This window comes from Eubacteriaceae bacterium Marseille-Q4139, assembly GCA_018223415.1.
GTDB lineage: Bacteria > Bacillota > Clostridia > Lachnospirales > Lachnospiraceae > CABSIM01.
Genome location: JAGTTQ010000001.1, coordinates 2,341,458 through 2,353,163, shown reverse-complemented (window position 1 = coordinate 2,353,163; position 11,706 = coordinate 2,341,458). Strand labels below are relative to the sequence as shown.

The 11,706-nt window shown below is 52.0% G+C and carries 5 protein-coding genes and 3 rRNA genes; 1 reads left to right on the top strand and 7 read right to left on the bottom strand.

The window, feature by feature from the left end; translation table 11 throughout:
* Positions 1–552 (top strand): GNAT family N-acetyltransferase, encoded by a 552-nt coding sequence (locus KE531_11100; protein MBR9954147.1) that lies wholly within the window; start codon positions 1–3, stop codon positions 550–552.
* A gap of 90 nt (positions 553–642) precedes the next feature.
* Here KE531_11100 and KE531_11095 read toward each other — a convergent pair.
* The 7 genes from KE531_11095 to hisS all read right to left on the bottom strand — a co-directional run bounded on the left by KE531_11095 (position 643) and on the right by hisS (position 11,655).
* A 23S ribosomal RNA gene (locus tag KE531_11095) occupies positions 643–3,532 on the bottom strand.
* Between the two features lie 362 nt (positions 3,533–3,894).
* A 5S ribosomal RNA gene (gene rrf, locus KE531_11090) occupies positions 3,895–4,012 on the bottom strand.
* 63 nt (positions 4,013–4,075) lie between these two features.
* Positions 4,076–5,606 (bottom strand): 16S ribosomal RNA (locus KE531_11085).
* The 16S, 23S and 5S rRNA genes sit together here, the layout of an rRNA operon.
* 444 nt (positions 5,607–6,050) lie before the next feature.
* Positions 6,051–7,592, bottom strand: coding sequence for a HAMP domain-containing protein (locus KE531_11080; protein ID MBR9954146.1), 1,542 nt, complete (start codon positions 7,590–7,592; stop codon positions 6,051–6,053).
* Positions 7,589–8,269 carry a response regulator transcription factor gene (locus KE531_11075; GenBank protein ID MBR9954145.1) on the bottom strand — a complete coding sequence of 227 codons (681 nt, stop codon included), beginning with the start codon at positions 8,267–8,269 and terminating at the stop codon, positions 7,589–7,591. The genes KE531_11080 and KE531_11075 overlap by 4 nt, the downstream gene beginning before the upstream one ends.
* A gap of 299 nt (positions 8,270–8,568) precedes the next feature.
* Entirely contained in the window at positions 8,569–10,365 is a 1,797-nt protein-coding gene (gene aspS / locus KE531_11070) for an aspartate--tRNA ligase (protein ID MBR9954144.1), read from the bottom strand.
* A gap of 24 nt (positions 10,366–10,389) precedes the next feature.
* A complete protein-coding gene (gene hisS / locus KE531_11065; GenBank protein ID MBR9954143.1) occupies positions 10,390–11,655 on the bottom strand; it encodes a histidine--tRNA ligase in 1,266 nt (421 codons plus the stop codon).
* Positions 11,656–11,706: the final 51 nt, after the last annotated feature.

The window sequence follows — 11,706 nt, the reverse complement described above, 5'->3', positions numbered from 1 at the left end:
ATGAAATACTTAAAAAAGATGTCCGGATATCTCGTCTACCTTTCCCCGGTCAATCCGGAGGACTTTGAAATTTCCGCCAAGTGGATGAACGACAGGGAGGTGGCCGAAAATCTCTCCGTCTTTCACAGGCAATATTCCTTCCTTAAGGAAAAACAGGGGCTGGCAGAATCGGCGCTCGACAACTATTCCTTTGCCATTGTGCGGAAAGAGGACGACCGGCTCATCGGCTTCTGCGCCTTTTATAACGTCGACATGACTCACCAGCGGGCAGAATTTTATATTTATCTCGGCGAGGCGGAATTCCGCAAAAAGGGGTTCGGCCGCGATGCGCTCCTTACACTGCTCCGCTACGGCTTCTGCGTCTTAAACTTCAACAATATCATGCTGCGCGTCCTCTCTTTCAACGAAGCTGCTTTTTATCTCTATGAAAGCGTGGGCTTTAAAATCATAGGACGCAGGCGCGAGTCCTTCTATAAAGACGGCACATATTTTGACGAGATTTATATGGATATGACGAAAAAAGATTTCTTTGAGAAAGGCACTGTCATATAATGCAAAGAGGCCGTGGAATCAACTTCCACGGCCTCATTTCACATACCTTCAAAACCACATATTGAACACATCCACCAACCCACAAACCTTCTGGTTAAGCCCTCGACCGATTAGTAACAGTCAGCTCCATACATTACTGTACTTCCACCTCTGCCCTATCTACCTCGTCGTCTTCAAGGGGTCTTACTTCTTTCGAATGGGATATCTCATCTTGAGGGGGGCTTCACGCTTAGATGCCTTCAGCGTTTATCCCTTCCAGACTTGGCTACCCGGCCATGAGCTTAGAAGCTCAACCGGTACACCAGCGGTCCGTCCATCCCGGTCCTCTCGTACTAAGGACAGCTCCTCTCAAATATCCTCCGCCTGCGCCGGATAGGGACCGAACTGTCTCACGACGTTCTGAACCCAGCTCGCGTACCGCTTTAATGGGCGAACAGCCCAACCCTTGGGACCTACTTCAGCCCCAGGATGCGATGAGCCGACATCGAGGTGCCAAACCACTCCGTCGATGTGAACTCTTGGGAGTGATAAGCCTGTTATCCCCAGGGTAGCTTTTATCCGTTGAGCGATGGCAATCCCACTTTCATACCACCGGATCACTAAGTCCTAGTTTCCTACCTGCTCGACCCGTCGGTCTCGCAGTCAAGCTCCCTTCTGCCTTTGCACTCTTCGAATGGTTTCCAACCATTCTGAGGGAACCTTTGAGCGCCTCCGATACCCTTTCGGAGGCGACCGCCCCAGTCAAACTCCCCACCTGACATTGTCCCCTCACCAGGTCATGGTGACAGGTTAGAAACCCAGTGACGCAAGGGTGGTATCCCAACAGCGGCTCTGCTTAGACCGGAGTCCAAGCTTCACAGCCTCCCACCTATCCTGTGCATGCATCACCGAATCCCAGTATCAAGCTGGAGTAAAGCTCCATGGGGTCTTTCCGTCCTGGCGCAGGTAACCAGCATCTTCACTGGTACTTCAATTTCACCGGGTGCATTGTCGAGACAGCGCTCAAATCATTACGCCTTTCGTGCGGGTCGGAACTTACCCGACAAGGAATTTCGCTACCTTAGGACCGTTATAGTTACGGCCGCCGTTTACTGGGGCTTAAATTCAAAGCTTCGCTTTCGCTAACCTCTCCTCTTAACCTTCCAGCACCGGGCAGGCGTCAGCCCATATACCTCACCTTACGGTTTCGCATAGACCTGTGTTTTTGCTAAACAGTTGCTTGAGCCTATTCTCTGCGGCCAGGTCTCCCTGGCACCCCTTCTCCCGAAGTTACGGGGTCATTTTGCCGAGTTCCTTAACAATGCTTCTCCCGCCGGCCTTAGGATTCTCTCCTCATCCACCTGTGTCGGTTTACGGTACGGGCACATGGTACGCAATAGCGGCTTTTCTCGGCAGCCGGAATCAGATGCTTCCCTACTTTTGTTCGGTCCGCGTCACGTCTTCGGATTGTATGGCGGATTTGCCAACCATACTCCTACCCCGCTTGCCCGGAGATTCTGTTCCCCGGTCATCCTATCCTTCTGCGTCCCCACAGTTCTGATACCATGTGGTACAGGAATCTAAACCTGTTGTCCATCGGCTACGCTTCTCAGCCTCGCCTTAGGCCCCGACTTACCCAGGGCAGATCAGCTTTACCCTGGAACCCTTAGATATTCGGCCTGGAGGATTCCCACCTCCATCTCGCTACTCATTCCGGCATTCTCTCTTCTTAAACGTCCACAGCTCCTTATCGGTACTGCTTCGCCCATTTAAGAATGCTCCTCTACCAATGATTAAAAATCATTCCTAGGCTTCGGTGTCGTGTTTTAGCCCCGGACATTTTCGGCGCAGGACCTCTCGACTAGTGAGCTATTACGCACTCTTTGAATGTGTGGCTGCTTCTGAGCCAACATCCTAGTTGTCTTTGAAATCCCACATCCTTTTCCACTTAACACGCACTTGGGGACCTTAGCCGTAGGTCTGGGCTCTTTCCCTTTTGACTGCCCAACTTATCTCGTGCAGTCTGACTCCCGTACATCATCTGGATGCCATTCGGAGTTTGATATTCTTCGGTAGGCTTTGACGCCCCCTAGGAAATTCAGTGCTCTACCTGCATCAGACTAATACGAGGCTAGCCCTAAAGCTATTTCGAGGAGAACCAGCTATCTCCGGGTTCGATTGGAATTTCTCCCCTATCCACACCTCATCGCCACCCTTTTCAACGGATGTGCGTTCGGTCCTCCACGAAATTTTACTTTCGCTTCAACCTGGACATGGATAGATCACCCGGTTTCGGGTCTGCACATACTGACTTTACGCCCTATTAAGACTTGCTCTCGCTTCGGCTCCGGGCCTTAAGCCCTTAACCTTGCCAGTATCCGCAACTCGCCGGACCGTTCTACAAAAAGTACGCGGTTGCACCTTAACGTGCTTCCACAGCTTGTAAACACAGGGTTTCAGGTTCTCTTTCACTCCCCTCCCGGGGTTCTTTTCACCTTTCCTTCACAGTACTATGCGCTATCGGTCACTAAGGAGTATTTAGCCTTGGGGGGTGGTCCCCCCGACTTCCTGCAAGGTTCCACGTGTCTCGCAGTACTCTGGATTCCACTAGTTAACTACTGTTTTCATGTACGAGGCTTTCACTCTCTCTGGCCGGACTTCCCAGACCGTTCCATTAACAGATCGTCTCACATAACGTGGTCCATAACCCCGGGATGCACGCATCCCGGTTTGGGCTCTTCCAATTTCGCTCGCCGCTACTTTCGGAATCGATGTTTCTTTCTCTTCCTCCGGCTACTTAGATGTTTCAGTTCACCGGGTTCCCGGCGTATGGCTATGGATTCACCATACGTCACTTGAGGTTTACTCAAGTAGGTTTCCCCATTCAGAGATCTCCGGATCAAAGGATATTTGCTCCTCCCCGAAGCTTTTCGCAGCTTATCACGTCTTTCATCGGCTCTTAGTGCCAAGGCATCCACCCTGCGCTCTTTCTAGCTTAACCAGTTGTCTCAAAGCCGCGGGAACGGCTCCAAAACGAACACACATAGCGTTGTGTGCCTGGCTTGTGTTTACTTTCGGTTTACATATCTTTCGATATGCCTCGGATGTCTTGTATCTTAAATATTTAAGATTACTTGTTTCAATATGCGGTTTTCAAGGTACGTTCTGACTGATGTTTTATCAGTCATTGGCAAGTTCAAATTCCTTTAAGCTCACCAATCACTGGTAAAAACCAGTTATATTGAACAGCACTGCCCTGCTGGAAAGGGTTAACACATTCATCACTGCGAATTTCGCCTTTCTCTCCACCCGCTAGAATATGTCTGTTCTATTTTAAACTCTTTCGAGTATTTTTCAAATGGACTCCGGCATCCACCTACTCTCCCATGCCGTCTCCAGCATAGTACCATCGGCCGTCTGGGTCTTAACCGTCGTGTTCGGGATGGGAACGGGTGTGTCCCCCAGACGCATCGACACCGGAATCTTTCTTTAGTTTCTCTTGAAAACTAAACAGTATATAAAACCCCTACTTCTTCTTCCTTAGAAAGGAGGTGATCCAGCCGCACCTTCCGATACGGCTACCTTGTTACGACTTCACCCCAGTTATCAGACCTGCCTTCGACAGCTCCCTCTTTACAGTTGGGTCACTGGCTTCGGGCATTTCCGACTCCCATGGTGTGACGGGCGGTGTGTACAAGACCCGGGAACGTATTCACCGCGGCATTCTGATCCGCGATTACTAGCGATTCCAGCTTCATGTAGTCGAGTTGCAGACTACAATCCGAACTGAGACGTTATTTTTGGGATTTGCTCACCTTCACAGGGCCGCTTCCCTCTGTTTACGCCATTGTAGCACGTGTGTAGCCCAAATCATAAGGGGCATGATGATTTGACGTCATCCCCACCTTCCTCCAGGTTATCCCTGGCAGTCTCCCTAGAGTGCCCGGCTTTACCGCTGGCTACTAAGGATAAGGGTTGCGCTCGTTGCGGGACTTAACCCAACATCTCACGACACGAGCTGACGACAACCATGCACCACCTGTCTGGGATGCCCCGAAGGGAAGGGAACTTTACTTCCCAGTCATCCCGATGTCAAGACTTGGTAAGGTTCTTCGCGTTGCTTCGGATTAAACCACATGCTCCACCGCTTGTGCGGGTCCCCGTCAATTCCTTTGAGTTTCATTCTTGCGAACGTACTCCCCAGGTGGAATACTTACTGCGTTTGCGGCGGCACCGAGGAGCTTTGCTCCCCAACACCTAGTATTCATCGTTTACGGCGTGGACTACCAGGGTATCTAATCCTGTTTGCTCCCCACGCTTTCGAGCCTCAACGTCAGTGACTGTCCAGTAAGCCGCCTTCGCCACTGGTGTTCCTCCTAATATCTACGCATTTCACCGCTACACTAGGAATTCCGCTTACCTCTCCAGCACTCTAGTTTTACAGTTTCCAAAGCAGCTCCGGGGTTGAGCCCCGGGATTTCACTTCAGACTTGCAATACCGTCTACGCTCCCTTTACACCCAGTAAATCCGGATAACGCTTGCCCCCTACGTATTACCGCGGCTGCTGGCACGTAGTTAGCCGGGGCTTCTTAGTCAGGTACCGTCAGTTTCTTCCCTGCTGATAGAGCTTTACATACCGAAATACTTCTTCACTCACGCGGCGTCGCTGCATCAGGGTTTCCCCCATTGTGCAATATCCCCCACTGCTGCCTCCCGTAGGAGTTTGGGCCGTGTCTCAGTCCCAATGTGGCCGGTCACCCTCTCAGGTCGGCTACTGATCGTCGCCTTGGTGGGCCGTTACCCCGCCAACTAGCTAATCAGACGCGGGTCCATCTCATACCACCGGAGTTTTTCACGCAATACCATGCGGTATCGTGCGCTTATGCGGTATTAGCAGTCATTTCTAACTGTTATCCCCCTGTATGAGGCAGGTTACCCACGCGTTACTCACCCGTCCGCCACTCAGTCAATCAAGATTCCATCCGAAAACTTCCTCTTGGTTGCTTCGTTCGACTTGCATGTGTTAGGCACGCCGCCAGCGTTCATCCTGAGCCAGGATCAAACTCTCATGTTAAAGTTTGTTTCCAGGTTCAAAACTTAGCTTGGCTAATTTCAAACCGTTCTACTGTTGTTTAGGTTTTGTTCTGAATGTTCTCATTCATGGCTTAAACCAAAAAGCCATTTTTATAAGAATTTTCAGGGTTTTACATACTGTTCAGTTTTCAAGGTTCTTTGTTGTTTCCTCGGAAGCAACTCTGATATCTTATCACAAGTTCAACCGTTTGTCAACAACTTTTTTTATTTTTTTGAACTTCTTTTTTGAAGCTCTGCCCCGTCGCTCGAGGCGTGTATTATAATATCAAATGGTTTCCAAAAAGTCAACCACTTTTTTCAACTTTTTTCCATTATTTTTTCCTTGTTTCGAGCCGGCGGATAAAAACAACAATATGGAGTGGTACCATGCTTTAAACCCACAACATGTACCGCTCCATATCTGTCATTTCCTTATAAATTTTCCTTACTCATTACTGCAATCCACCGTAAACCAGAACTCCACCCCGTTCTGCCAGTTCTGCACGCCGCAGCTCTGGTGGTGGGCGTCCATGATGGCCTTTACGATGGAGAGGCCGATGCCGCTGCCGCCGTACTCCCGTGTCCTGGCCTTGTCTACCTTATAGAACTTCGTCCAGAGATTTGGAAGCGCGTCCTCCGGAATCGGCGTTCCCGTGTTGAACACGGAGACCCGCACGTCTTTTTCTTCCTGTTCCATGCGGATTACCACTTTCTTCTCGCCGTCCGCATGGTTGATGGCGTTGCTTAAGTAGTTGGTGATGACCTCCTCGATCTTAAATTCGTCTGCCCAGACAAAAACAGGTTCCGAAACATCAAAGACAACCTCGATCCCCTTCTGCTGTGCCAGAATCTGCGCCGAGCTTATGACGCCCTGGATCAGCTCGGTCAAATCGAACCGCTCCATAACCGTCCTGTCGTTTCCGCTTTCTAAGGACGAAAGCGTGAGGAGCTGCTTCACCATCTTATTCATCTTGTTGGCTTCATCCACGATGACGTCGCAGTAATAGTCCCGGCTTTCCTTGTCCTCGCCCATGCCCTCCTGGAGCCCTTCGGCGTAGCCCTGGATCAGGGCAATCGGTGTCTTTAATTCATGGGATACGTTGGCGATGAACTCCTTGCGCATCTCGTCGATCTTCGTCTTCTCCTCGATGTCCTTCTGGAGCTGGTTGTTGGCCGATTTTAACTCGGCGATGGTCTCCTTTAACCGCTCGGAAAGCTCATTCATGCTGTTTCCCAGGACGGTGATCTCCGAGGAATCATGACGTTTTGCCTCATATTTGGCATCAAAATCCAGCCCTGACATCCGTTCGGAAAGCTCGGAAAGCCGGCTGATGGGCTTTGTGATCATCCGCGTCATCAGATAGACGATGCCTGCCCCTGCCACAATCGTGACAAATCCCACATACGTCAAGAAGCGGTTGGACAGAGCCACGCTCTCACCGATACTGGAAAGCGGCGTGCTCATGATAAAAGCCGTGCTGTAATCGGAAAAGAATCCCCAGCTTTCCAGATAGAGGCTGTCCCTTAACGGGTCAAAGGTCTTCTGGATCGTGTAATTGTCGTTCTTTTCCACGACGCTGTATTTTAGTTTATTTTTTCCCAGAATATACCGGTCAATCCTGTCCTTTAGGAAGCTTACGTCCCTGGCCGTGGAATAGATCGCCGGATCCTCTAGGCTGTTGTCGATCATGAGCATCGAGACATTGGCGCTGTCGCTGAAGTCGCGCACGATTTCAAGCAGGTCGCCCTCCTCGATGTTCCCGTCTGAATCCATGGTACGGCCCATGGCCTCCTGGATGGAGATTCCCTGTTCCAGATTCTGCCGGATCTGGCCGTCGATGGTCTCATATGCCTCATTCAGGGCCTTTACCTTTTCCGAAATATAATACTGTTCCAGATACCACTGGTTCACGCCCCAGACGACGGCAATCATCGCAACCATTAACCCAATGAACGTGACGACAAGCCTTGTCCGTATTGATTTCATTCTCCGTTCACCTCGAGCTTATACCCCATTCCCCAGATGGTTTTGATGGCATCGCCCTTGGGGCCCAGCTTGCTGCGGAGTTTTTTCACGTGGGTATCGATGGTTCTGGCGTCGCCGAAATAGTCGTAATTCCATACATTATTGAGAATTTTCTCCCTGGAAAGGGCAATTCCCTGGTTTTCCAGGAAATACGTCAGGAGCTCAAATTCCTTGTTGCTTAAATCCACCGGTTTCCCGTCCACGCTGACCTCGTGGGCATCCTTGTCCACGCGGATTCCGTCAGCCTCTAGGATTTCGCCGGTGGAGACGCTCCCGCGACGTAAAATCGCCTCCGTCCTCGCCACCAGGATTTTCGGGCTGAAGGGCTTTGAAATGTATTCATCGACGCCCAGCTCAAAGCCAAGAAGCTCATCCCGCTCCTCGGAACGAGCCGTCAGCATGATAATCGGCACCTGGGAGTAGCGGCGGATGGTCTTGCAGACCTCCCAGCCGTCCATTTTCGGCATCATCACGTCCAGGATAATCAGGCCGATGTCCTTTTCCTTAAAGAAAATGTCCACGGCTTCCTCGCCGTCCGCTGCCTCAATGACCCGATATCCCTTTATTCCCAAAAAGTCTTTGACGAGCTTCCGCATCCGCGCCTCGTCATCCACCATCAGAATCTTCACAGCATCCATATTTATCACCTCATCCTTATCATACCTGTATTCTAGCAAACGGAAACGAAAAATTCCACATTTTCACCAACTTTTCACAAAGGCGGGGAGAAAAGTGTGTGCTTGGCGCACACTCGCGCCGGAGCGCAGCTGCGTCAGCAGCTATCTTCCTTTGCGCGGAGTGCGCATCCCGCCCGGAGGGCTTTTTATTCCATAGGAAACCACTGCTTTTATGCGTTAATTTAACACAGCCTTTCCTATGGAATAAAATCAGGCCCCGCGGGAAACCTGAGCTCCCACGGGGCCTGAAACGCCAAACTTTATTCTTCCTTTTCCTCGGGAACTACGGCAATGTGCAGCTCCTCAAGCTGTTTTTCGTCCACTTCGGACGGCGCCTCCATCATCAGGCAGGAGGCATCCTTGATCTTCGGGAACGCGATGACGTCGCGGATGCTGTCGGCGCCCACCATCAGCATGATGACGCGGTCGAGGCCGTAAGCCAGCCCCGCATGGGGCGGCACGCCGTACTTGAATGCATCAAGAAGGAAGCCGAACTGCTCCTCGGCACGTTCCTTTGTGAAGCCGAGAACCTCAAGCATCTTCTCCTGCACGTCTGCCTGGTGGATCCTGACGGAACCGCCGCCAAGCTCGGTGCCGTTTAACACGATGTCGTAGGCCTTCGCACGGACGGCGCCCGGGTCGGTGTCGATGAGCGGCAGATCTTCGTCCATGGGCATCGTAAACGGATGGTGCATTGCCACAAAACGTCCCTCTTCCTCAGAATACTCAAGAAGCGGGAACTCCGTCACCCACAGGAATTTGAAATCATCTTTCTTTAACAGGTCAAGCTGTCTTGCCAGCTCCAGACGCAGATTTCCTAAGACGTCAAAGACGACTTTATTTTTGTCGGCGGCAAAGAACAGAAGGTCGCCGGGCTTTCCGTCCATGGCCTTTGCCAGTGCGTTCAGCTCCTCTTCCTTCATGAACTTTCCAAAGGAACACTTATAGCTTCCGTCCTCGTGGATCGCAAGGTATGCAAGCCCCTTGGCGCCAAAGCCCTTTGCGTACTCCACAAGGGCGTCGATTTTCTTTCTCGGCATGCCGGCCTGTCCCTCGGCATTGATGCCGCGGACGGTACCTCCGTTTTCCAGGGCGCTCTTAAAGACGACGAATTCGCAGTCTTTTACCACCTCGGACACGTTTTTAAGCTCCATGCCAAAGCGCATATCCGGCTTGTCGGAGCCGAACCGGTCCATGGCCTCTCTCCAGGTTAAGCGCGGAATCGGAAGCTCCACGTCAAAATCGCAGATTTCCTTGAAAATTTTCTTAAGAAGCCGCTCGTTGACGTCAAGGACGTCCTCCACGTCCACGAAGGACAGCTCCATGTCGATCTGAGTAAATTCCGGCTGGCGGTCTGCCCGCAGATCCTCGTCGCGGTAGCAGCGTGCAAGCTGGAAGTAGCGGTCGAAGCCGGAGCACATGAGAAGCTGTTTTAAAAGCTGCGGCGACTGGGGCAGCGCATAGAAGCTCCCCGGATGCACGCGGCTCGGCACAAGGTAGTCACGGGCGCCCTCCGGCGTGCTCTTAATAAGCGTGGGCGTCTCGATCTCCAAAAAGCCCTCGTCTGCCAAAAACTGTCTTACCATGGTCGCCACGCGGCTCCGGATCATGATATTCCTCTGAAGGTCGGGGCGGCGCAGGTCAAGATACCTGTATTTTAAGCGCAGCTCTTCCTTCGTCTTGCTGTTTTCTTCAATCGGGAACGGCAGTACCTCGGATTCTGAGAGAATCCGCAGGGATTTTGCCCGCATCTCGATGGTGCCGGTCTTTAAATTCTCGTTGGCGGCTCCGCCTCTCTTTTCAATGGTGCCGGTGACGGCAATAGCAAATTCGCTTCTCAATCGCTCTGCCTTTTCAAAGCTCTCTGTGCCGCAGTCGCTCTCCTCAAAAATAATCTGGATGATGCCGGAACGGTCGCGCAGGTCGGTAAAGATAATGCCGCCTTTGTTCCTGCTCTTCTGCACCCATCCCATCAGGGTCAGTTCCTGTCCGATGTTCGCCTCCGTCACCTCTGCACAGCGGCAGGAACGGTGGAGGCCTACCATTGATTCAGCCATAAGTTTTTCCTCCCAAGGATGTTGTTATCGTTTCAAAGCTTCCCTGTAAAATTCACGGAACTCGCCGTAGCCTTCCTTCATAAGCTGTTCCTTCTGGAATTTCTTGTTTTTGTTCATCTGTGCCACGAGGACAGTCTTCCCCCCGGCGCGGGCCGCCATGGCCTCTTTCATAATAGAAGAAAGCGCATCGGGCGCCATGCCTTTTTCAAAGAGCCACGCCTCCTTCTCCCGGCCGTCCGGGATTTCAAAGCCACTCTCCGTAAGGATCAGGACAATCCGCTCAAAGCCGATGGAAAAGCCGCAGGCCGGCGTATCCATGCCGGTAAACTTTCCGATCATCTTGTCGTACCGGCCGCCGCCTGCCACGGAGCCTCCGAAGCCTTCCATGGAAACCTCGAAAATCGTCCCCGTATAATAGCCCATGCCGCGCACAAGCGTCGGGTCAAACTGAAGGCCAAAGCCGCCGTCGGAGACGTGAAGAACCGTCTCGATGATGCCGGCCAGGTTCTCGGCCGTCCCTTCCGGAAGAAACTCCCCGAGGATTTCTCCCATGCGGCGGACGCCGTCGGCATCCGGCGTCACCTGGCTCATGAGACCCAGATATTTGTCGGCCGTCTCTTCGGAACAGCCGTTCTCCATCAGTTCCTGTCTCACGCCGTCGGCGCCGATCTTGTCCATCTTGTCCACGGTGATGAACACCTTCTCGATGTCCTCCTCCGGGAAGCCGCTGTAAAGGGCCATGGCACGGAGAATCTGCCGGTCATTGATCCGCACCATAAACCGCTTATCGGGACAGATTTTCGAGAGGGCCGTCGTCGTCGCCAGCACTAACTCGATTTCCGCCTGGCTCGTGGCATCGCCCAGAATGTCGATGTCGCACTGGACAAACTGGCGGTAGCGCCCCTTCTGGGGTCTGTCTGCCCGCCATACGTTCCCAACCTGGAGCGCCTTAAAGGGGGCAGGGAGGTTCGCCGCGTTGTTTGCATAGTATCTGGAAAGTGGGAGCGTCAGATCATAGCGCAGGCCGCTGTCAGTCAGGTCGTTTTCTGCCTCCGCCGTCTCAAGATTCAGTTTTTCTCCGCGCTTTAATACCTTAAAAATCAGCTTTTCATTGTCTCCGCCCTGCTTGCTCAAAAGGTTTTCAATGTGTTCCACACAGGGCGTCTCGATGGTGGAAAAGCCAAATCCGCGGTATGTCTCCTTAATCTGGTTTAACACATAGTCACGGATCTGCATCTCTGCCGGCAGGATGTCCCTCATGCCGGTCACAGGTTTCTTTTTTAATGCCATAGCTTTTCATCCTTTTTTCGTATTTTCTTGCTTTCCCAACTAGAATACGCC

Coding starts and splice junctions, on each gene's coding strand:
- KE531_11100 (MBR9954147.1), top strand. CDS start 1: ATGAAATACTTAAAAAAGATGTCCGGATATCTCGTCTACCTTTCCCCG.
- hisS (MBR9954143.1), bottom strand. CDS start 11,655: ATGGCATTAAAAAAGAAACCTGTGACCGGCATGAGGGACATCCTGCCG.
- aspS (MBR9954144.1), bottom strand. CDS start 10,365: ATGGCTGAATCAATGGTAGGCCTCCACCGTTCCTGCCGCTGTGCAGAG.
- KE531_11080 (MBR9954146.1), bottom strand. CDS start 7,592: ATGAAATCAATACGGACAAGGCTTGTCGTCACGTTCATTGGGTTAATG.
- KE531_11075 (MBR9954145.1), bottom strand. CDS start 8,269: ATGGATGCTGTGAAGATTCTGATGGTGGATGACGAGGCGCGGATGCGG.